General features: G+C 44.9%; 20 protein-coding genes. 14 read left to right on the top strand and 6 right to left on the bottom strand.

The window, feature by feature from the left end; all coding sequences use genetic code 11:
- Positions 1-37 precede the first annotated feature (37 nt).
- Both ACXAGK_RS19000 and ACXAGK_RS19005 read right to left on the bottom strand, forming a co-directional pair.
- Positions 38-256 (bottom strand): VF530 family protein, encoded by a 219-nt coding sequence (locus ACXAGK_RS19000; RefSeq protein WP_071815992.1) that lies wholly within the window; start codon positions 254-256, stop codon positions 38-40.
- A gap of 105 nt (positions 257-361) precedes the next feature.
- Positions 362-1255, bottom strand: coding sequence for a sterol desaturase family protein (locus ACXAGK_RS19005; RefSeq protein ID WP_474804686.1), 894 nt, complete (start codon positions 1253-1255; stop codon positions 362-364).
- An 86-nt stretch (positions 1256-1341) separates the two neighbouring features.
- Here ACXAGK_RS19005 and ACXAGK_RS19010 point away from each other — a divergent pair, with 86 nt between their 5' ends.
- Positions 1342-2013: a Crp/Fnr family transcriptional regulator gene (locus ACXAGK_RS19010; protein WP_474804688.1), complete on the top strand. Its 672-nt coding sequence runs from the start codon at positions 1342-1344 to the stop codon at positions 2011-2013.
- 96 nt (positions 2014-2109) lie between these two features.
- Here the strand turns inward: ACXAGK_RS19010 and rutR are convergent, their stop codons facing one another.
- Positions 2110-2781, bottom strand: a complete 672-nt coding sequence (gene rutR, locus ACXAGK_RS19015; RefSeq protein WP_474804690.1) for an HTH-type transcriptional regulator RutR — start codon at positions 2779-2781, stop codon at positions 2110-2112.
- A gap of 309 nt (positions 2782-3090) precedes the next feature.
- Here rutR and rutA point away from each other — a divergent pair, with 309 nt between their 5' ends.
- The 9 genes from rutA to ACXAGK_RS19060 all read left to right on the top strand — a co-directional run bounded on the left by rutA (position 3091) and on the right by ACXAGK_RS19060 (position 13567).
- Positions 3091-4179 (top strand): pyrimidine utilization protein A, encoded by a 1089-nt coding sequence (gene rutA, locus ACXAGK_RS19020; RefSeq protein ID WP_474804692.1) that lies wholly within the window; start codon positions 3091-3093, stop codon positions 4177-4179.
- Positions 4179-4913: a pyrimidine utilization protein B gene (rutB, locus tag ACXAGK_RS19025; protein ID WP_474857430.1), complete on the top strand. Its 735-nt coding sequence runs from the start codon at positions 4179-4181 to the stop codon at positions 4911-4913. The genes rutA and rutB overlap by 1 nt, the downstream gene beginning before the upstream one ends.
- Positions 4914-5044: 131 nt before the next feature.
- Complete coding sequence (gene rutC, locus ACXAGK_RS19030; protein WP_159120466.1) at positions 5045-5428, top strand: pyrimidine utilization protein C; 384 nt, start codon at positions 5045-5047, stop codon at positions 5426-5428.
- A gap of 58 nt (positions 5429-5486) precedes the next feature.
- Positions 5487-6347: a pyrimidine utilization protein D gene (gene rutD, locus ACXAGK_RS19035; RefSeq protein ID WP_474804699.1), complete on the top strand. Its 861-nt coding sequence runs from the start codon at positions 5487-5489 to the stop codon at positions 6345-6347.
- 69 nt (positions 6348-6416) lie between these two features.
- Positions 6417-7037, top strand: coding sequence for a malonic semialdehyde reductase (locus tag ACXAGK_RS19040; RefSeq protein ID WP_474804701.1), 621 nt, complete (start codon positions 6417-6419; stop codon positions 7035-7037).
- 22 nt (positions 7038-7059) lie between these two features.
- Entirely contained in the window at positions 7060-7590 is a 531-nt protein-coding gene (locus ACXAGK_RS19045; protein ID WP_474804704.1) for a flavin reductase, read from the top strand.
- Positions 7591-7609: 19 nt separating this feature from the next.
- On the top strand, positions 7610-9100 hold the full coding sequence (locus tag ACXAGK_RS19050) for a CoA-acylating methylmalonate-semialdehyde dehydrogenase (RefSeq protein ID WP_474804707.1): 1491 nt from the start codon (positions 7610-7612) through the stop codon (positions 9098-9100).
- Between the two features lie 271 nt (positions 9101-9371).
- Entirely contained in the window at positions 9372-11690 is a 2319-nt protein-coding gene (locus ACXAGK_RS19055) for a TonB-dependent receptor (RefSeq protein WP_474804710.1), read from the top strand.
- Between the two features lie 374 nt (positions 11691-12064).
- Positions 12065-13567, top strand: a complete 1503-nt coding sequence (locus ACXAGK_RS19060) for an NCS1 family nucleobase:cation symporter-1 (protein WP_474857431.1) — start codon at positions 12065-12067, stop codon at positions 13565-13567.
- A gap of 93 nt (positions 13568-13660) precedes the next feature.
- On the opposite strand, the gene ACXAGK_RS19065 is transcribed toward ACXAGK_RS19060, so the two are convergent.
- Complete coding sequence (locus ACXAGK_RS19065) at positions 13661-14395, bottom strand: helix-turn-helix domain-containing protein (RefSeq protein WP_474857432.1); 735 nt, start codon at positions 14393-14395, stop codon at positions 13661-13663.
- Positions 14396-14526: 131 nt separating this feature from the next.
- Between ACXAGK_RS19065 and ACXAGK_RS19070 the strand changes: the two genes are divergently transcribed.
- The 4 genes from ACXAGK_RS19070 to ACXAGK_RS19085 all read left to right on the top strand — a co-directional run bounded on the left by ACXAGK_RS19070 (position 14527) and on the right by ACXAGK_RS19085 (position 17500).
- Positions 14527-14931, top strand: coding sequence for a hypothetical protein (locus ACXAGK_RS19070; protein WP_474857433.1), 405 nt, complete (start codon positions 14527-14529; stop codon positions 14929-14931).
- A gap of 7 nt (positions 14932-14938) precedes the next feature.
- Complete coding sequence (locus ACXAGK_RS19075) at positions 14939-15748, top strand: DUF2145 domain-containing protein (RefSeq protein ID WP_474857434.1); 810 nt, start codon at positions 14939-14941, stop codon at positions 15746-15748.
- 10 nt (positions 15749-15758) lie between these two features.
- On the top strand, positions 15759-16229 hold the full coding sequence (gene yiaA / locus ACXAGK_RS19080) for an inner membrane protein YiaA (protein WP_474857435.1): 471 nt from the start codon (positions 15759-15761) through the stop codon (positions 16227-16229).
- Between the two features lie 218 nt (positions 16230-16447).
- The gene (locus ACXAGK_RS19085; protein WP_474857436.1) at positions 16448-17500 is read left to right on the top strand and encodes a hypothetical protein; all 1053 of its coding nucleotides are present in this window, start codon (positions 16448-16450) and stop codon (positions 17498-17500) included.
- A gap of 94 nt (positions 17501-17594) precedes the next feature.
- Here the strand turns inward: ACXAGK_RS19085 and ACXAGK_RS19090 are convergent, their stop codons facing one another.
- Both ACXAGK_RS19090 and ACXAGK_RS19095 read right to left on the bottom strand, forming a co-directional pair.
- A complete protein-coding gene (locus tag ACXAGK_RS19090; protein WP_474857437.1) occupies positions 17595-19640 on the bottom strand; it encodes a TonB-dependent receptor in 2046 nt (681 codons plus the stop codon).
- Positions 19641-19764: 124 nt separating this feature from the next.
- Entirely contained in the window at positions 19765-21324 is a 1560-nt protein-coding gene (locus tag ACXAGK_RS19095; protein ID WP_474857438.1) for a PepSY-associated TM helix domain-containing protein, read from the bottom strand.
- Between the last annotated feature and the right edge of the window lie 3 nt (positions 21325-21327).

A 21327-nucleotide genomic window follows, 5' to 3' on the forward strand; every position in this document is an offset into this window, starting at 1 on the left:
AAAATATGGTGCATTGTAAAACGCACTTTATCAGTGACTAATCACTAAACGTTTGAATATAGAGCTGCTCTACTTTATCTCGCGCCCACTGGGTCTTTCTAAGAAATTTAAGCGACGACTTAATTGAAGGGTCGTTATTAAAGCAGTTCACCTTTATGCGGTAGTACAATCCGTCCCAGCCGTAGCGCTCATGAAGCTGCGTTACGATTTTCTCTAGCGTTAAGCCGTGAAGCGGGTTATTGGGTTGTTGGTTCATATGTTGGAGCTGCTCTGTCTTAGTTTGAGTTATAAGTTTATCACGAACTTACAAGGTTATGGGGTCAGAGTCATCACTCTGACCCCATAACTTTTTGATGCCATACTAAGCGCTAGTCTTCGCTGCCTGTTGCTTTGTTAGTTGCTCTGAATTAAGCACAGGTAATCCCTTATTGGAAGACTCAGTCTTTAACTGCTTTGGCTTTCTCGGGGTTTTGTACAGCGGCCAAATTAGTTGTTCTTTCCAGTCGGCGTAAAACATACCCTCAATACCGTATTGCGCAGGATATTGCCTTGTTATCTTAGCGGTACCAAATAATACATCCCAAAAGAACAATAGGTTGCCGTAATTACCTTTGTAATTGGTCACGCCGTCATCTGCTTTTAATCCATGATGCGCACTATGTGTAGAAGGCGTTGATATGGTGCGCTCAACCACCCAAGCAATAGGGTGTAACCAAGGTATACTGTACAGTACTTTGTCCCACTTCCACTCTGCATGAGCGCCAGTTATCACAGTAAGCTTAACCACTAAATAAAAGGCGTAGGTCCAGCCCAATCCCATATAGATTAGCGCGCCAGAAAACCATAATGACGGCATAAATAAGTAATAGAAGAAGTTGTTTCTGTAGATAATACGAACACTCATGTATTTAGCGTTATGGTGGGCTCTATGTAAGTTGTAGAGAAACCGGGTTGAGTGTGAAAGCCTGTGCCACCAGTATTGCATCATGTCATCAAATATTAAAAGCAGCGCTAAGTGCAAGAGAATAGAGGAATCTGCAAGTACTCCCTGAAATTGGGGGAATGCTAACCCCATTATTGCGGCAGAGCAAAAGAGAACCAGAGGTTGTGTTACGGTAAATAATAGTAACGTACCGATAAGCTCTACTTTTCCATCATCGCTGACTTCCGTAGCTTTTTTAAATAGCTTACCGCTCTTGGCTTCCAGCAAAGCAAACGTAACAAAAACGGCCAAAATTGCCCATTGATAGCTCATAGTAATTACTCCCACACACGATTGTTGAGTGTGAATTTACATTGCGTTAACATTGCAGAATATATACTTATATAGATTTAATGAGCATGTCTTACATTCACGGTATACAGCAGACGGTTATGCCTGATGATTATCTCGATATTTGTATACCCTTTGGAAAGGTAAAAACCTATGCAGCGACCTCGACTATTCACGATAGAGGAAGCAAAAACAAAGGGTTGTCTATTGTTATGTCTGGAGAAGTTAAAATAGGTAATTATGGACTAGACGGCAGTTATCAAATTACCACCATACTGCAACGCGGAGATACGTTTGGAGAATTTACGCTATATGCTTCACTTGCCAGAACCCACCACGCACAAGCGCTAACGCAATGTAAGATACTACAGGTCCCTGAACCTGCTTTTCGTTCTCTTATAAACCAGCATCCTGTAATCTCTGACTTTATTTCTCGATCACTCGCAATAAAGCTTCACGCGGCGCTAGAAAGGCTAGATGATATTCGACGTTTACCCACTTATGTTCAGTTGGCTAAGTTGATTTACCAGTCATATTTGACGACACAAAGTGACGTTATACCCCTGCGGCAAAGCGATTATGCAGAGAGGTTGGGAGTAACAGTACTTACCGCACATAAGTCGCTAACTAAGTTGTATGACTTGCAACTTATAGAGAAACGATATGGAGGAATAGCTATCACCAATGTTGAGCGCCTTAAGAATTTTCTAAAAGACAGTTCGTCTATATTACCTTTGTAGGGGGCTTTTAGTACTCACTCAAAAATTATAACGACCTACTGCAGGTGTTATCTGAACAAAACACATTAAGTGTTCCCCCGGTTGATTAGGTTTTTATCAAGGCTTTAGCCCGTCTAAAATAATGTGCTGAATGTTACTAAGCGTGCTATCAAAGAAGTTGGGCTCGCTTAAATCTTTGCCGGTGACCGCTTTAATTTGCACGCTGAAATCTGCGTAGTGCTGCGTAATAGCCCAAATGCTAAAAATTAGGTGTATGGGGTCAACAGGTTTTAACTTACCCGCTTTTATCCACTCGTTAATGACAGCGCTTTTTGCATCGAGTAAGGCCTTTAGCGGCGTTTCTAATTCCTGTATTAGAAGAGGAGCACCCTGTACCACTTCCATACAAAAAAGTTTAGATTCGGCCGGATTGTCCCGGGACATTTCAAGTTTTACTTTTATGTATTCACTCAAGGTGGCTATGGGTTCCTGTTCTGCAGAAAAGCTTTGTAGCGGCGTTAGCCATACATCTAATAGGTGAGTGATTACCGATAAGTAAAGGCCATCTTTGCTTTTAAAGTAATACAGTAAATTACTCTTTGATACATTCGCTAATTCCGATACTTGTTCTACGGTTGTGCCGCTTACACCGTTTTTTGAAAACAGAGAAAGGGCAGCATCCATAATGCGGTTACGCTTTTCTTGAAGCGCCTTTTCTCTTCGTTTCTGGGTAGTAGGGCTAAATGCTCTTGCTGTTTTTGTATTTAATTGGTCTTCAGATTTACTCACTACTCAATTCTTCTTAACCGGATTTCTGCAATCTGGCGCATAGTTTACGCGCAGTTTTCTAACCTATAAACCCATTTGCACAAATATGCACCAATTAAGTTCAGTTGCACTGGACTGGATGTTCCAAATTGAACCAATAGGTCTAATTTCAAAGTTAAAGATATTTAAGTTATTGAAATTTAAGTGTTTAATAAATTGGCCTGCTTTGTGCTGTTCACTATGTATACCGCCACTTCAATGTTTTGAATTCGGCAACCTTAAAAAAAGCGGGGTAAACCGCTTAAAACGCAGACAAGCAGAGGGAACAACATGGATATAGGTGTATTTATTCCGATTGGTAACAACGGCTGGTTAATTTCTAAAAATTCGCCTCAGTTCAAACCATCGTTCGATCTCAACAAAGAGATTGTAATGAAGGCAGAAAAGTACGATATGGACTTCGCGCTCTCTATGATCAAGTTGCGCGGTTTTGGCGGTGAAACAGAGTTTTGGGACTACAACTTAGAGTCGTTTACCTTGATGGCTGGTCTTGCCGCTGTTACTTCAAAAATACAACTGTATGCCACAGCTGCAACGTTGGTCTTGCCACCAGCGATCATGGCTCGCATGGCAAGTACTATCGATTCTATTTCTAACGGACGTTTTGGGGTCAACCTGGTTACTGGCTGGCAACGCCCTGAATATTCGCAAATGGGCATGTGGCCGGGCGATGAATTTTTCGGTAACCGCTACGAATATTTAGATGAATACATCAAAGTTGTGAAAGAGCTTTGGGAAACAGGGAAAAGTGATTTTAAAGGCGAGCATTTCCAAATGGATGACTGCCGCATGCTACCTAAACCACAGCGTAAAATACCGCTTATTTGTGCTGGGCAAAGTGCCGCGGGCATGGATTTCTCGGCCCGTCACGCCGACTATAACTTCTGTTTTGGTAAAGGTGTGAATACACCTACCGCATTTGCGCCTACCGCTGCGCGCTTGACCGAAGCCGCTGAAAAGCAAGGTCGCAGCGTTGGCTCCGCGGTACTTATCATGATCATTGCTGATGAAACCGACGAAGCAGCGATGGCTAAATGGGAAAGCTATAAAGACGGTAAAGATCAGTCAGCGTTAGATTGGATGGCAACGCAAGGCGCGGCAGACAAAAAGTCAGGCAAAGACACCAACATTCGCGACATGACCAATCCAACCTCAGCGGTAAACCTGAATATGGGTACCCTTGTTGGCTCTTATGAATCAGTCGCTTCTATGCTTGATGAAATAGCCACAGTGCCAGGCTGTGAAGGTGTGTTGCTGACCTTTGATGACTTCCTTAAAGGCATGGACGATTTTGGCACTAAAATTCAGCCGCTAATGAAATCACGCCAGCACTTGCTTAGTACATCGGGAGCCGCCTAATGTCAGCCGGTGAAATATTTGAAGTGTCAGGGTGCTTTCAAGCGCGCCAAACAGGGCAGCCCGTACTACCAGCTAAGCCTGAACCGTTAACGTTAAACCCTGCGGAAACTGCCGTAATTGTGGTGGATTTGCAAAATGCTTATGCCAGTAAAAATGGTTACTTAGACAAAGCGGGTTTTGACGTTTCCACCACGGCACCAGTCATTGAGAATACCGTTAAGGTACTGGAAACCGCACGGGCAGCTGGTATGCCGGTGGTGTTTTTACAAAATGGATGGGATGCCGACTATAAAGAGGCGGGCGGCCCAGGTTCGCCGAATTGGTACAAATCTAATGCCCTTAAAACCATGCGTAAACAACCAGAGCTAAAGGGCTGTTTGCTTGCCAAGGGGACATGGGATTACGCGCTTGTCGATGCCCTAAAGCCTCAGGATGGCGACATCGTTATTCCGAAAACCCGTTACAGCGGTTTTTACAATACTAATTTAGACAGCATGCTGCGCGCACATGGTATTCGCAACTTAGTGTTTACAGGCATTGCAACTAATGTGTGTGTTGAATCTACGCTGCGCGATGGCTTTCACCTGGAATATTTTGGTGTTGTGCTGGCTGATGCGGCATATCAAGCTGGCCCGCCAGATATTCACGAGGCCTCACTTTTCAACATTCAGACGTTTTTCGGGTGGGTGTCTACCACCGCGCAGTTCTGTGAAGTGTTTGAAGAGGCGAGTTAGGCGTTTCTTCTTAGCTTCAAATAGCTACACAGACAAAAACAACGCGATAAATCAGTTTACACGATTTGAAATAAACCATTTATAGGCGCCAGGCAGCAATGCATAGAAAGCGCAATGAAAAGGATAAGAACATGCCGAAGAAAGCCATTATTCCAGCGGGTACGTCAACGCCAATAGCCCCTTTTGTTCCGGGCTCCATGGCTGACAATATTCTCTATGTGTCAGGCACTTTGCCGTTTGATGAAAACAATGATGTGGTGCATGTAGGTGATGCTGAAGCGCAGACTCGCCATGTGTTAGAAACCATAAAAAGTGTAATTGAAGAGGCGGGTGGCACTATGGATGACGTCACCTTCAACTCAATTTTTATTACCGATTGGGACGACTATGCCGCGGTAAACAAGGTTTACGCCGAATACTTCCCAGGCGAAAAGCCTGCTCGCTACTGCATTAAAGTTGGGCTGGTAAAGCCTGAAGCCTTAATTGAAATTGCCTCTACAGCACACATTGGGTAAGCGGTTATGTTTGGACTTCCCATTAATTGTGCTCATTGGTTTTATATAGGTGAGCTTTATGCCTTCTGATACGCAGGCAAGCTACGCCCACATGAGCGGCAAAATGCAGGGCGAAATACGCAGCGAAATGTACGGCAAGACACATTACGAAATACATGGTCTGACGTCGACCGACGCGCCAACGGTTGTTTTCAGCTCAGGGCTAGGCGGGGCTGCTAAGTTTTGGCAGCCTCAACTGGCTGACTTTACCCCAGGCTACCGAGTGATAACTTACGACCAGCTTGGAACCAACAAAAGTGTGGGTGATTTACCAGCGAACTACAGTATTTCTGATATGGCCAATGAACTGGCCGCTTTGCTGAAAAAACTAGAAGTACAGCAATGCCATTTTGTTGGGCATGCACTTGGAGGGCTGGTGGGCTTAGAACTCGGTTTAACTCAGCCCAGCCTTCTGCAAAGCCTAGTGCTAGTGAACGCATGGAGTAGCCCCAATCCGCACACTCTGCGCTGCTTTGACATACGCAAAGCCTTACTCGCTGCGGATAGAAAAGATATGTACCTACAACTGCAAGCACTGCTGCTATTTCCACCTGATTGGATAGCTGCTAATGCCCAGCATTTAGACGATGAAGAGGCACATTTACTCAACAATTTTCCGGATGTAGATAACTTGCTAGCTCGTATCGGCGCGCTAAGTGCGTTCGATATCGATGACAAGCTAGCAAATATCACTACACCAACATTAGCGCTGGCAAATAAAGACGACACTTTGGTTCCATGGCAGCGCTCGAAAATACTAGCTGATGCCATGCCTAACGCAGAGCTATCGGTAATGGAATATGGCGGTCATGCATCAAGCATTACCGAGCCTGAGGAATTTAATAAATTGGTATGGGATTACTTAGCGCGCATAGCTTAATCGGCTAACCCAATACCTAGACGGCTAAAACAGTACTTAAGAATCTTTAAAAACTGGAAAGAATTTGAAATGACGGTATCAGAAAAAGCTGAATATGAAATAAAGGCCCCCATTAGCGAAAGTGGTCTAGCTCAGTTATTTAGCGGTGCTCATACGCACACTACATGGCTCGATAAAAAGATAGATGAAGCGGTACTAAAGCAGCTTTATGACTTGGTGAAAGTAGGCTCGACATCAGCAAATTGCAGTCCTGCGAGATTTGTTTTTATAACCTCAGATGAAGGGCGAGAAAAACTCAAGCCTTGTCTTTCAAGCGGTAACGTAGAGCAAACCATGACCGCACCTTGCACGGTTATCGTAGCTTTCGACGAAGAATTCTATGAAGAACTACCTACGTTATTTCCTTATGCGGATGCGAAAAGCTGGTTTACTTCAAGCCCTGAAGCCGCTTATGAAACCGCGATGCGAAACAGTTCCATGCAGGGCGCTTATTTAATTAGCGCCGCGCGCGCACTCGGTCTTGATGCCGGTGCCATGTCTGGCTTTAACCCCAAATTACTTAACGACACATTCTTTTCCGATAGCACGTGGAAGGTGAACTTCTTACTTAACATTGGTTATGGCGATGGAAAGAAAGTGCACAAACGTTTGCCTCGCTTAAGTTTCGAGCAAGCTTGTCAAATATTGTAACGCCAACACAAAGGATATTTGTATGACTATTACAGCAATAAAAAACGCAGTAACAGAAGTGCTTCCCCCGGTTACGCCTGAGCAATACCGTGAAGGCATGTCTAGCTTAGCGGCAGCGGTAAACGTCGTTACAACGACTGGCCCAGAAGGGCGCGCTGGCTTTACAGCAACGGCAGTGTGCAGCGTAAGCGACAGCCCAGCAACTTTGCTGGTGTGTTTAAACCGCAGCGCTTCTGTGCATAAGGTATTTAAGAACAGCACGCATCTGGTTATTAACACGCTAACCTCGCAGCATCAGTCAATTTCAAACACCTTCGGTGGTAAAGCGCCTATGAGTGAACGCTTCGAAATTGGCGAATGGGGCGAGTCAGCAACTGGCTGCCCTCAACTACTCGATGCCGCAGTCAGTTTTGATTGCGTGATCATAGATGTAAAAAGTGTTGCTACACACGATGTGCTTTTTTGCCAAGTAGTAGACATTAAACAAGACCAAGACGCCGACGCACTTTTATATTACCAGCGCGGATATCACAGCGCGTGCAAAGACGCATAACTGAAGGATTAGATACCCAATGAAAGTAGTAGGCCACTTTATTAATGGTGAAACCTGTACCCCAAAAGGGCGTATGCAAGATGTGTATAACCCAGCAACGGGCGAAGCAGAGAAGCTGGTTTTACTGGCATCGAAGGCTACCGTAAACGAAGCCATTGTTAACGCGCACCAAGCTTTTCCACAATGGCGAAACACGCCGGTAAGCAAGCGGGCTCGCGTTATGTTTAGGTTCAAAAGCTTACTTGAAGAGCATGCTGATGAAATTATCGCGCTAATTGGCACCGAGCACGGAAAAATAAGCCATGACGCGGCAGGCGAACTACAGCGAGGTATCGAGAACGTAGAATTTGCCTGTGGCGCGCCGCAGTTGCTTAAAGGTGAACACAGTAAAAATGTGGGCCCAAGTATAGATTCATGGAGCGAGTTTCAGCCCCTTGGTGTGGTGGCAGGGATTACCCCATTTAACTTTCCGGCTATGGTGCCGCTTTGGATGTTTCCGCTCGCCATTGTATGCGGTAACACCTTTGTTTTAAAACCATCAGAACGAGACCCAAGCTGCGCTATTTTCCTAGCAAAGCTACTTAAAGAAGCTGGGTTACCCGACGGTGTTTTCAATGTAATCAATGGTGATAAAGAAGCGGTTGATCAAATACTCGATGACGAGCGCATCAAAGCAGTAAGTTTTGTAGGCTCAACGCCTATCGCCGAATACATCTATTCAAAAGCCAATGCTAGCGGCAAGCGTTGCCAAGCACTAGGCGGGGCTAAAAATCACGCCATTGTTATGCCTGACGCTGACGTTGATAACGCGGTTAATCAACTGTTAGGCGCAGCCTTTGGTTCATCGGGCGAGCGCTGTATGGCGCTCTCTGTGGTGGTTGCCGTGGGCGACAAGATAGCCGATGAGATTGTAGATAAAATGCAGTTGGCGATGAAAGACTTAAAAGTGGGGGCATTTGACGATGCATCTAATGATTTTGGCCCGCTTATTACACAGCAGCATAAAGAGAAAGTAGAAGGCTTCATAACAAGTGCAGCTGAGCAAGGCGCTAAAGTAGTCGTTGACGGGCGAAGCCCAACAGTCGAGGGGTATGAAACTGGCTTTTTCTTAGGTGCTACGCTCATCGATAAAGTCACGGCTGAAATGACAAGTTATAAGGCTGAAATTTTTGGCCCGGTATTACAGGTAATGCGCGTTGAAAGTATGGAGCAAGCCATGCAGCTTATTGACGAGCATGAATACGGCAACGGCACCTGCATTTTCACCCGCGATGGTGAAGCTGCCCGTTATTTCTCCGACAATATTCAGGTGGGCATGGTAGGCATAAACGTACCGCTGCCTGTACCTGTTTCTTATCACAGCTTTGGTGGTTGGAAGCGCTCACTCTTTGGCGACCTTCATGCATACGGACCTGACGGCGTGCGTTTTTATACTAAACGCAAAACTATTACCCAACGTTGGCCCTCAAGTGGTGTTAGAGAAGGAGTCAGCTTTTCATTTCCTAGTTAACTAACAAGTTAATAAAAACTACATGCTGCCGGTGCATTAATGCCTTTAGCTAAAAACGGCAAATGTTCACTGGCGGTGGGTAGTAAAAGCTATGCCATTAATTATAACAATTTAAACCCGCAAACCTTTGGCAGTTACTCTCCAGTCCTGCTTTAGGTTTGCACCCCAGTGGCAATCGATAAGCAGTTCACGTCGACAGTTACTCTTATAAAAATATCGGGACAACACCGCCGCAAGGCTTGTTAAAAAGAACTATAAACGAGAGTAAAACATGCATACGTTAAACACACACAAGCGTCTGCTGGCGTTAACCGTTGGGATGGCGTTAAGTACGCCAGCGGCCTTTGCTGCAGAGAATGTTTGGGAAAGTATTGAAGTTACCGCGCAAAAGCGCAACGAGAATATAAGCGATGTGGGTATCGCTATTACCGCTTTTTCGGGGGAGCAGCTAGAGGCGCTTGGTCTTGAAAGCAGTACCGAGCTTATTGCGTTTACCCCAGGCGTGTCGTTAGCCGGGGATATTGGTGGGCAGCGCGCTATTTTTAATATTCGAGGTGTGGTACAGAACGACTACGCTGACTTGGCGGAAGCGCCGGTGGCGGTCTACGTGGACGGCGGATATTTAGCAAGTACCCAAGCCCAAACCTTTGGCTTATTCGACGTAGCTCGTATAGAAATTTTAAAAGGTCCGCAGGGAACATTATTTGGCCGAAACGCTACGGGTGGGCTGGTAAATACCGTTACCGCAAAACCTACCGCCGACACCGAAGGTTATGCGGAATTTACCGCAGCCCGTTTCGAACAATATCGTTTTGAAGGAGCAATATCCGGGGAAATAGCAGACGGCATTTATGGTCGCTTTTCTGGGTTTACCAATCAGCAAGGTGAAATACTTGAAAATATTTACGAAGACGGTGCAGCACCCGATACGCGCTTGGGTTCAGTAGGCGGCGGAGAGGACGGCTATAACGACGATACTAAAGCGTTTCGTGCTCAGCTAATGTTTGATATTGGCGAGGAGGGCACCTTACTTGTAAGCGGTAACTGGTCTGATACCACCAAAAGTGAAGGCCCGTATCAGGTGGTGAATACCACAGAAGTGAAAGATGCCGCGGGCAATGTGATAGATGTCATTTTCGCTGCTGACGATCCTCTAGGCTGTGACACTATCCAAGCGGGTGTTTGTGTAGATGGTAATTTCAATGGCGACCCATTCCGTCCAGTGCAAGGTGGTGACTTCAACGGCAACTTTGACCCTGACGGTTCGGGCAATAAGGTAAATAAAGACTTCGCCTTTGACGATCAAAACAAAATCAAGTCAAAAGGCTTAGCGGCAACACTAGACTATGCCTTCGAAAGCTTCGATTTTTTTGCAATGTCAGACTATAAAGAATTCAAGCGTACCGTTGGTCTAGATTCTGACCAAACGGCGTCTCCTGAACTTATCTTCCAGTCAAATAGCACCATTGAACAGTTTAGCCAAGAGTTTCGCTTTTCAGGTGAAACTGCCGACTTAAAGTGGGTTGGAGGGCTTTATTACCTTTCTATCGACACTGATTACAGTCAAGGCTTAGCGGGCTCACCCACCACCTTTTTCTTAGGCGGTGAAGAAAATAATACCTTAGTGGCCCTTGAAACCGAGTCATACTCTGTATTTGGGCAAGTCGACTATAGCTTGACTGACGACCTTGTTCTGGTTGGTGGCTTACGCTATACCCGTGAAGACAAAGACTTTGTGGGTAATGTTTATCAGAACGAGAACACCGACGACCGAGTTATTGAGATTGACACCAGCACGTCTTCTTTAGAAATGCTTTCGCAAAGCAACGACCAAAATTTATGGTCTGCAAAGCTTCAGTTGGAATATAGTATTGGCAATAGTTTGTACTACGCGGGAATTAATCGTGGCGTTAAAGCAGGGAGTTTTAATGCGCCCTTATTCGGAGGGTTCAGTTTTTATGAGCCTGAAGAGCTAACCTCCTACGAAGCTGGCTTAAAGCACAGTTTTATGCAGGGAAGCGGCGTGTTTAATGCTAATGTCTTTTACTACGACTACAACGATTACCAGTCTTTTTCATGGGTAAATAATGCCGGAGTGGTAACGAATGAAGAAGCGTCGTTTAGTGGGGTAGAGCTTGAAGTATTTTTAACGCCAACAGACAGCTTAGATGTAATGGTTAACTTCTCTTATACCGATGCAGTGGTTGAAGATTTAGAAGTGGCGTCAGGTTACTTTGCTGATACAACGCCGCCGTTTACCCCTGAATACCAGGCGTCTGCTATGCTCAGGTATAATTGGGATGCGTTCGAAGGAAACATGGCGGCACAGCTATCAGCAAACTATCAATCTGAAACTTTTCACAATGCGCGTAATTTTACCGCTCATGAAATTGATAGCTATGCTATGGCCGATGCACGTTTAACTTGGGTTGATGGTCAAGACAAATGGAGCCTAGCCGCTTACGTAGATAATCTGTTTGATTCTGATCACGAGCTCATTGGCTTTGACGTTTCAGGATTTTACGGCACAAGCCAAATTTCCTACGCAAAACCTAGGACATATGGCGTGACTATTAGACGAAGTTTCTAGTTTGGTAAGCAAGGCGTTTTAGACACTTGGCTTAAAACTTAAATCTTACTCGAAAACGCCCTTACTCGAAAACGCCAGATATTTAGCTAACCTAGATACCGACATTCTAAAAAACGGTATCTAGGTGTTTCGTTATCGGTAAGCGCAAAACGGCAGCATTTTTGCTTCTGTTCTCATCAGCGACTTATCGGTGGCTTATCGTAAATAGCGCGTTTTCGCTAGTTAAAAAGAATGCGGCATTTTTTCAAAAAATGTCACCCAAGGAATCAGCAAAATATTCGATATTTTGTAAACAGTAACGCTTCGTAAGGCCCTGTTTTTTTATTTATAAAAAGACATGCGCGTGCAGCACTAAAACAACAAGGAAATAGATCGTGGATAACACCAACAATCAACCCATGACAAAACCTTCCCATTACGATGGCGATTTATGGAACCCAGATTTGGCGCCCACCAGTGAGGCAACAAGAACCTGGAGGTGGAAGGACTATGCGGCGTTATGGGTGGCTATGGTGGTATGTGTGCCCACTTATTTGCTATCTGCTGGGCTAGTGTCTGAAGGCATGAACTGGTATCAGGCAGTGATAACCGTGCTGTTGGGCAACATTATTGTGCTGGTGCCAATGATGCTAATTGGTCACGCGGGGGCTAAATACGGTTTACCTTTTCCTGTATTGCTACGTAGTGCTTTTGGTACCAAAGGCGCGAAGATCCCTGCTCTGGCTCGCGGCCTTGTAGCCTGCGGGTGGTTTGGCATTAATACATGGGTGGGAGGCAGTGCGATTTACGTTATTTTAAATAGCGTAAGCGGCGACGCTTTTGTAGGGCAGGCGCTGCCATTTTTAGGTATAGATATTACCCAAACCCTGTGCTTCTTTGCTTTTTGGGCAATGCATTTGGTTTTCATTAAGCACGGTACTGAATCTATTCGCTGGCTTGAAACTTTTGCTGCACCATTTTTGATCTTAATGGGCTTAGCGCTTCTTGCTTGGGCATACATCAATGCCGGTGGATTTGGCGCTATGTTATCTACGCCATCTCAATTTGTCGAAGGGGGCGCTAAAGAAGGACAGTTTTGGTCTGCGTTTTTCGCAGGTCTTACATCTATGGTGGGCTTTTGGGCAACCATGGCATTAAATATCCCTGATTTCACTCGCTTTGCTAAATCACAGAAAGATCAGATGCTAGGGCAGGCTATCGGCTTACCCTTACCCATGGCGTTGTTTGCCTTTATTGGGGTAGCGGTTACCTCGGCAACGGTAAGCATTTACGGTGAAGCTATTTGGGATCCAGTGGCACTCGCGGGCAGAATGGGCGGCATGGGCGTGGTCTTTGCGCTCGCGGCATTAGCGCTTGCTACTTTAACTACGAATTTAGCCGCTAACATGGTTGCTCCGGCGTATGGGTTTTCGAACATGGCGCCTTCAAAAATTAGCTTTAGAATGGGCGGATACATCACCGCGGGTATCGGCGTTGCTATATTCCCTTGGAAGTTGCTTGAAACCGCGGGTGGTTATTTATTTACCTGGCTTACGGGTTATTCTGCACTGCTCGGCCCAATCGCAGGTATCCTCATTGCCGACTATTTCATTTTAAGAAAATCGACGCTAAACATTGATGCGCTGTTTCAGCACAGTGGCGAATATGGCGCGAACAATGGTTGGAACATGGCGGGCGTAGCTGCACTTGTTATTGGTATTTTGCCTAATATCCCTGGCTTTGCGCACGCAGCTGGGTTTGTAGACAGCGTACCAGCAATTTTTGATACGCTTTACGCCTACGCATGGTTCGTGGGGCTAGTTATCGCCAGTATCGTATACCTGATGCTCTCCAACAGAGTTCCAGCTACCATGCAGGCAAGAAGCGCCTCCCAATAATGGGGTCAGAGTACATTTCTACGCAGTAAACTAATGGGGTCAGAGTACTTTTCTATTTAATTTACTCTGACCCCCAAATATGCTTTGTCAGGGTTATTTTCGCTTCATGTTTTCAAAAAGTGAAGGCTCCCACGGTCGCATTGCCATTAAAAGCCCTATATGTTGGCGCTCTTCAATTGGCAGGGCGTTGTCTTCACTGCTGAGTTTTGCTGCTTCTTGTCTAAGCTGCTCTAAGCGCCGCTGAATAATCGAAACCGAGGTTTGAGAATAGCGACCGCGCAAATAAAAGCGGAACATCCAAGGTTCGTTCTTTTTTGGATCCATGAACTTCACCATGACTTCTTGTTCCATAAACTTTTCTAGCGGCCCGCCTGGGATCCAGCGAAAGTCTTGGGCAATAAGCAGCTTATAATGGTTGTTCGGCAACAGCTCGATAAGCTTAAGCCTATCAAGGGTTGTCATTAGCTTAATGCCTTCCACTTCATCAATATCGTAATGTTTGATTAGTTCTGAAAAGCACCAGCCGTCTCGAACACATACCGCAGCAAGCAATAACTTGGGGTTAGCGAGCAGTTCCATTTCTTGTTGTTCAGACAGCTGCGAAATTTTCTCCTGCTGTTTTTGTGAAAGGCTAAATAAATCGCTTAACGACAGATTTAAGCGCTCACAAATCTGCTCTAACTTATCAAGGCTGAACGCCTGCAACGAAAAGTTACGCTTTACACTCGCTTCGCTAACATCAAGTGCTTCTGCAAGCTGCTTATAGGTGAGTCGCTGTTCCCGTAAGCATTGTTTCAAGGTGTCGTACACAAGGCTAATTTGGCTCATGGTATTACTTTTTTATACTTGTGGTGTAATTTAATACTACATTAATCATTTTGGTTTACGAAATTTATTCTTGGTTCTAGTGTAGAAAGTGTTCAGACACATCTTGTCTTAACACAATAGGAGCAAGTGATATGAAAAATACACGTTCAACATTGATGTTAACTGCACTATTAAGTGGTGCGCTTCTTACCCATTCTGTAATGGCAGATGATTCTTTTGACCATAGCGGCAAAGCCAGTAAGCACAGTGCGTTAGCTGCCTCTGAAGGCTTAGCGACAACCGCTTCGGTAGCAAGTGCGGTGGTGGCAGTGCCTGTGGTATTGACCGGGAGTGTGGTTGTTGCCGGAAGCGCGGTGGCAGAAAGCGCCGTGAATGAGAGTGCTCGCAACCTTCATCAGGCTAGCCATCAATCTTCAGTGGCGCACAACCAGCCTTTGGTGATAACCGAAACTATTATCACCGCCGACCCCGCTCCAAACCAAGTGGTTACTACCAAAACTAAAGTGATCACAACCACAACTAATACTCAGCGGTAGGTTGAACATGAAAGTCTACTTAACTTCAATCGGGTTCGCCTTTGTATTGTTGATGTCTAGTATTCATGATGTATACGCGGGTAGTCAGCAACACGGTAAGCCTACTTTTACGCCAGAAGCGATCGCTACTTTTTCAAAGAATGTGGAAAAGTATGCGGCAGGCCAAGGAGCTCGGGCATTTATTATTGCCAGACGTGGCAGACCTATTGAGGATATGCCAAAAGGTATTCGCTTTACTCATACCGCCGTTGCTATTTACTCAAGTATTCAACTAAGTGACGGTAGTACGGCGAAAGGCTATGCAATACACAACTTATATCAAGACGCAGAAGAGCAGGGCAAAAGTCATTTGATTACCGACTATCCAGTAGATTTCTTCTGGGGCGCGTATGCGCTAGAGGCAGGAATAATAATTCCTTCAGTAGAGGTGCAACAAGCGTTAGTGAATCTATATCGTGATGACAAAGCTAAGCTGCTTCACAATGCTCGATATTCGGTAGTGGCAAACCCGTTTAATAGTGAACGTCAAAACTGCACGGAATACACCCTTGATGTTTTAAACGCTGCAATTTATTCAACCACTGATATTGCGCAGCTAAAGGTAAATGCTAAGGCCCATTTTGTGCCACAAAAAGTAAATATGAGCCGCGCGAAACTTGGCTTAGCAAGTATGTTCAGCGATGGCGTAACTTTGTCAGACCACGGTCGCAAAGTAGAAACCACCACCTTCGGAAGCCTTGCTCGCTATATGCAAAAGTACGATTTAACAAACAAGGCCGTTACGTTTACCCATACGGGTCAAATAGAGAATATTTAGGAGTTTTACTATGCAAAACATGACTAAACCCACTAAAGCGTTTCGAATCGCGTCACTAGCTGCACTTATTGTAGGCGTAGGTGCTTATTTCATAGGCTTGTACAATGCACCTATGGCCCTTAACGAAAAAGGTTATTACTTCACTATTATGCTCTTTGGCCTATTTTCAGTGGTAAGCTTGCAAAAGACGGTACGAGATAAAATGGAAGGTGTACCTACAACCAAAGCATACTTTTTAGCTTCAGCGGTAGCCACCGGTTCAGCCATTGTACTGTTAGTTATTGGATTGCTGAACGCCGAACTCTTGTTAAGCGAAAAAGGCTTTTTTGGCATGGCGTTTACCTTAAGCTTATTTGCTGCCATTACGGTTCAAAAGAACGTTCGTGATAGCCAAAATCAAAATGAACTTAGTAGCGTTGAACCCCAATTAGAAACTAACGTTTCACAGCCTGAAACAACCACCGAAGTAAAAGCTGTATAAAAGTAAAGGGGTCAGAGTACATCTCGCCAAAGCTGTACGAACCCTGCCACCAAATTAATGTACTCTGACCCCCATAAGTTTTGGGGTCAGAGTACATTTCGCCAAAGTCAGACCACCCCGCCATCAAATTAATTTACTCTGGCCCCACTTTTTCGTATTGTATATCAATTGTTTAGCTTCTTAGCTGCTTCTTATCTTCAACGCATCAGGGATGAAATATGCGTAAACCCGTCAAATACAGAATTGCTTTTTTAATCGTTGCTGCGGCGTGTTTTTATGTAGGCACATGGTTTTTACCGAGTAACTTGCCAGACATTTCGCTTAGCTTTAGTAACATCATTTCAGAGCCAAGCTGGCGTAATACGGCGCTTGTTTCGTTGGTTTATTTCCTTGGGCTGCCAGTGTTGTATTACTTCTGGGTTATTCGTATTGGCGAACAAGCTCTTTGGAAGTTACTGCTAATATTTTCTTTAAGTAGTTTAATAGCCCGCTACAACTACCCGGAACAGCTAGCGCACTATTTTGCGTTTATCAGCTACCTTAAATCCCCCATCATTGCCGTACTAATGATTATTGAAGTAGTGCTTTTGGTAACTATCGTGAAAGCGCTTTGGGGCGCACGTAAACTTAGCGGCGACCCACGTATACACATGCTCGAAAAATATGAAAAAGAAGAAGTGCCGGAAAAAGGCAGCAAAGAGGCTAAGCAACTAGAGCTTGCGTTAATGTTGGCCCATGAACCGGCAAGTTGGTATTACGCTATACCTAGCTTCAGTAAAAAACATGTGAAAAGTGCAGTGAACCTTAAGTTACTCTCTGGCAAGTGGTGGCATCTGCTAGGCGTACTCATTGCTTTGAGTGTCACAACCTATGCCTCATATGTATTGCTATCGCAATTTAGTGAAACGATTGCCATGGTGGTGGCCACATTAGTGTTCTATCTAGTGATCATGTTCGTCGCCAACTACCGGGTAAGCAAAAATTACAGCTGCTTTGTTTGGCAGGAAAAGGTTGTAGTGAATAACTCGTGGTGGGGGATGGTAGTAATTCCAAAAGCAAATATAGAAGGTATTGAAGTTGGCGAGTGGAGTAGAAGTTTAACCAAAGAGGATTTTCACTTTGGAAGGGGGGCTGCTAACGTCAAACTTACCTTCAATAAACCCCAAACATATTATTCTGGTATGGCTTTACTAAATGAAAGTATTTCGACCCTATATTTAAGCGTAGATAACCCTTCGATGCTACACAGGGAGCTTGAAGTCATCGATTAGCTTTTCACTGCGCAGTAGGCGGTAAAGCCTAAACCACCGCGCGCAATACGTCGCGGGCGGTGGTGGCTTGCAGGAGTTTACTCTTTAAAGTAAATCAAAATTTATAAGTAGCAGAAACTCCAACGTTTCTCGGGTCCGCAATGGCAGCGTAGCCCCCTGGGTTACGAGCACTGACTGGCTCTTGCGTCACAATGGCGGTTTCGTCGAAAAGGTTGTCTACAAATGCAGTAACAGACCAGTTGTCAGTTTCATAGCCAGCAGTTAGGCGCACCAAAGTATAGTCTCCTGCCACGCGCTCCTCAGTATTTGAAAAGTCGCCAAAGTATTCACCAATGTAACGGACCGAGCCGCCGACATTGAATGTCTCGTTTAGCCAGTATTTAGCCCCTACATTTGCGTTAAAAGAGGGTGCTGAATTCAGTTCATTACCATCCACATCAGGGTATTCCTCACCTGCATCGGTAATTTCACTGTTAAGTAACCCAATACCCGCATTAAGCTGTAGGTCGTCAGTGAGATTTGTATGCAGCTCCGCTTCCAAGCCATAAGTTGTTACCTCTGGCATATTCGTTATGAAGCGGGTCGAGCTTAATGCTTGAAAACCTGAATAGTCGTTATAGAAAAGGTTAGCACTAATGAATGTATTATTACTTAACGATGTACGCGAGCTCAACTCGTAGGTGTAGACTTCTTCTTCATCGTAGTAATAGTACTCTTGAGCTGTGAAGTTTAGAGCACCACCCGCTGCGTTATACCCTTTACGAGCACTGATACCCAATGTAGTGCTTTCATCTACATCGTAGGTTAGCGCGAGTTTAGGAAGGAAAATGTTAGTATCTTCTATGTACACATCGTCGATGGGGTCATAAACGAAGTGCCTGTCTTGGCTTTCTCTTTCTAGGCGCCCACCCGCGGTAAGCGTGAGCTTATCCGATAAAGTAAAGTTGGCTTCGGTATATAGTGCGATTGATTCACTATCGTCGTCACCGTAGTAGGGAAATGCGCCCGTACTTAAAATATCTTGCTCACGCTCGAAGTAATAGAAACCAATAAAACCTGTGGTTTCACCACCACTAAGCGCGAAGTTTAGCTTTGCATCTACCGTGGTATTGGTTTCATCGAATACTAGAGTTTGTTCGTCTTCATCAGATGCTTCGTAACTGTCAAAGCCCCACTGATAATCCATATAAGCCAATATAAGGTCGAACGAGAAGTTATCATTTACTGCATATTCTGTAAGGAGCGAGGTGGTAGATATTTCAGTTTCAATATTTCTAAAAAATACGCGATTTCGTTCGTCTAAATTTTCAAGCTCATAATAAATACGCCCCGTGTCACCTTCTTCGTTGTTGTAGGTGTGTGTAAGCATAAATGAAAGGTCGTCGCTAGGCTCCCACTTAAGCTTCGCGCGCACGCGACGGGTTTCAATTTCATCTATGTCGTAGTCTGGAGGGTTAGTTTCAAAACCTTCACCATTGGTAATGGTATCTGCGTTAAGCGTTTGCACACTTAAACGAAACGCTAGTTCTTCTTCAATAATAGGGCCTGATATAACACCAGCAGTATCAATATATTGGTCTTTATTTCTATAGCCTACTCGGGCTGCGCCTTCCCAATCGAATGAAGGATCATTAGTCTTAATAAAGACAGAGCCTGCAATACTATTTCGCCCATTACTTGTAGATTGAGGACCTCTGAAAACCTCTATTTGCTGTAAGTCCCACATACCGCTATCGCCGCTTAAATCGGCAACAAAAGGTTGTGCTACACCATCAATTAAGGTCGATACACGCCCCTTCGCACCACCGGCAATTGAATTAAAGCCTCCAGCGCCACCGTTACCCGAAACACCGCGAATGTCGGGCAATGCTCCCGAAAGCGTTACTACGTTGGCGATTTCTGACAGGGCATCAGATACAGACTTGTATTGCGTATTGTTTATCTCATCTGCGGTAAGTACAGATATGGATGATGTTGAATTTTTTAGCGTACGATTGGCTTTTTCACCTAGTACGACGATTTTCTCAATTTCCTCAACACGCCCGTCAGGGGCTGGTACATTTTGAGCATTGGCAGTAAAGCCGACCGTTGATATTGCCATTGCTATCACAGATAACGATGCCGGAAATGTGTTTCTCATAAAAGTAGTTCCTTATTATTTCTCAAAGTAGTACGGCCGCTTTGAACGAGGCTCTTTTTATTGCTTAAGTGGTAAAGTTCTGGCGGTTGCCAACGGTCAACACCCGCCAGAGGTTGGATTTAGGTTATTGCCAGACACCGTCTTGGGGCACAAGCGTGCGCTTTGCAGCCAGACGTTTCGCAATCAAAATAAACAGCGCAATAAGCGAAATAGCGACTCCGATAAACGCGATATTTATGGTGCTAGATACGCTGGCATTCCAATAAACACAGGTCACTACAATAAGGCTAAGTGCTATGACGGTAAGTGCACAAAGGCTGTGAATGGCTGCTTTAAGAGGGGGAACCCAAAAGCTGTATGCTATCGCTGCTAGGAACCCGCCGTAATAGCCAAGGTGCTGATAGAGTTGAATGTTACCTTGTGCTGCCGATACAAGCTTCGCCGCCAAAAGAGATAAACCAATCCCAACTAAGGTACCTGTGCAAACGCCGACAGTTAGGCGCGATAAAATTCTCACCGAGCGTTTCTGTGTGGCAGGAGCATTAGCTGTCGAACGTTTCCTTCTCCCTTCTATCCAAATGATATTGCCCGTTAGGAATAGCAGTGAGCCGCTTAATCCCAATGCAAAATAAATCCAGTGAATTGCACTGCCGCCAAAACCCCCAAAGTGCAGCGTGAAAAAGCTATTCACAATTTTACCCGCTACGCCTGAAACTGAAGGCAGCATTGCCGTATACCCAGCTGAGGCAGTGTATGGGTCTGTCACCCAGAACGCGTAATAAGGACCGCGGATGATCTCACCTTCAAGTTCGCCACCAATGATCAATCTAGAACGCGGCGTACCCAGACCTGAAAAGCGAAGTTCAGCCATATTAAAGTCAGGCTCAGTTTCTGTAATTTTCTGGCGTAATGTTTCTATAGAGAGAAGGTTTTCGTTGTTTCGAACCACGTCAATTGCAGCGGGTCGATTAAACATAGGCTTATCTTGATAAACAAGGCTTTGCATAGAGCCATAAAGGATATCGTGATAAGCGAATACCACAGTTGTTACCGCGATGATGATGTGAAAAGGAAGGGCTGAAATACCTAATATATTGTGAAAATCTACCCAAAAACGTTTTGCTTTTTTTGCCTTTCGCAGGGCAAATAAGTCTTTTGCCCATGTGGGGAGAAATATAACCAGACCAGATACAATGGCGACAAAGTAGAGTATACAAACGATACCCATTATCCAGATACCTACCGCATCGTGATCGTCACCTCCTGGGATCCCTGCGGTTCTGTGTAAATGATCAAGAAAATCACCGATATCTGAAAGAAATGCTTGCTGACTGATAAGTTGTCCGTTCTCATCCAATGAAGCATGCCAATAGACCGCATCATGAGTATCTTCATCTCTCACTACCCATTGAACCGGCGCATGTTCTGTCATTGCGGTAGGCAAATACACCGTCATTTCTTTACCTGCTTCTGGGTGCTCAGTAAGTACTTGTTGTATTAGGTCGTCATACTGGCTTTCAGCGATGGCAGGCATGGTATTTTCGCTGTGTAGAGCCCAGGTGTTCAGCGGCCCTTTAAACATGGTAAAAGCACTCGTTGCAAAGCAGATGAACAATAAAAGCCCAGTTAAAATGCCTGTCCAAATATGAATGTTTTGGTAGTTTTTAAAGTTTTCTAATTTCATGGT

It is taken from the genome of Alteromonas sp. ABM1_013 (genome assembly GCF_056160505.1).

What these genes read in the sequence shown, in the direction of transcription:
- rutD (WP_474804699.1), top strand. Translation starts at nt 5,487, where the DNA reads ATGCCTTCTGATACGCAGGCAAGCTACGCCCACATGAGCGGCAAAATG.
- yiaA (WP_474857435.1), top strand. Translation starts at nt 15,759, where the DNA reads ATGCAAAACATGACTAAACCCACTAAAGCGTTTCGAATCGCGTCACTA.
- ACXAGK_RS19010 (WP_474804688.1), top strand. Translation starts at nt 1,342, where the DNA reads ATGTCTTACATTCACGGTATACAGCAGACGGTTATGCCTGATGATTAT.
- ACXAGK_RS19075 (WP_474857434.1), top strand. Translation starts at nt 14,939, where the DNA reads ATGAAAGTCTACTTAACTTCAATCGGGTTCGCCTTTGTATTGTTGATG.
- ACXAGK_RS19070 (WP_474857433.1), top strand. Translation starts at nt 14,527, where the DNA reads ATGAAAAATACACGTTCAACATTGATGTTAACTGCACTATTAAGTGGT.
- ACXAGK_RS19050 (WP_474804707.1), top strand. Translation starts at nt 7,610, where the DNA reads ATGAAAGTAGTAGGCCACTTTATTAATGGTGAAACCTGTACCCCAAAA.
- ACXAGK_RS19005 (WP_474804686.1), bottom strand. Translation starts at nt 1,255, where the DNA reads ATGAGCTATCAATGGGCAATTTTGGCCGTTTTTGTTACGTTTGCTTTG.
- ACXAGK_RS19090 (WP_474857437.1), bottom strand. Translation starts at nt 19,640, where the DNA reads ATGAGAAACACATTTCCGGCATCGTTATCTGTGATAGCAATGGCAATA.
- ACXAGK_RS19000 (WP_071815992.1), bottom strand. Translation starts at nt 256, where the DNA reads ATGAACCAACAACCCAATAACCCGCTTCACGGCTTAACGCTAGAGAAA.
- ACXAGK_RS19085 (WP_474857436.1), top strand. Translation starts at nt 16,448, where the DNA reads ATGCGTAAACCCGTCAAATACAGAATTGCTTTTTTAATCGTTGCTGCG.
- rutB (WP_474857430.1), top strand. Translation starts at nt 4,179, where the DNA reads ATGTCAGCCGGTGAAATATTTGAAGTGTCAGGGTGCTTTCAAGCGCGC.
- ACXAGK_RS19065 (WP_474857432.1), bottom strand. Translation starts at nt 14,395, where the DNA reads ATGAGCCAAATTAGCCTTGTGTACGACACCTTGAAACAATGCTTACGG.
- rutC (WP_159120466.1), top strand. Translation starts at nt 5,045, where the DNA reads ATGCCGAAGAAAGCCATTATTCCAGCGGGTACGTCAACGCCAATAGCC.
- ACXAGK_RS19055 (WP_474804710.1), top strand. Translation starts at nt 9,372, where the DNA reads ATGCATACGTTAAACACACACAAGCGTCTGCTGGCGTTAACCGTTGGG.
- ACXAGK_RS19040 (WP_474804701.1), top strand. Translation starts at nt 6,417, where the DNA reads ATGACGGTATCAGAAAAAGCTGAATATGAAATAAAGGCCCCCATTAGC.
- ACXAGK_RS19095 (WP_474857438.1), bottom strand. Translation starts at nt 21,324, where the DNA reads ATGAAATTAGAAAACTTTAAAAACTACCAAAACATTCATATTTGGACA.
- rutA (WP_474804692.1), top strand. Translation starts at nt 3,091, where the DNA reads ATGGATATAGGTGTATTTATTCCGATTGGTAACAACGGCTGGTTAATT.
- ACXAGK_RS19045 (WP_474804704.1), top strand. Translation starts at nt 7,060, where the DNA reads ATGACTATTACAGCAATAAAAAACGCAGTAACAGAAGTGCTTCCCCCG.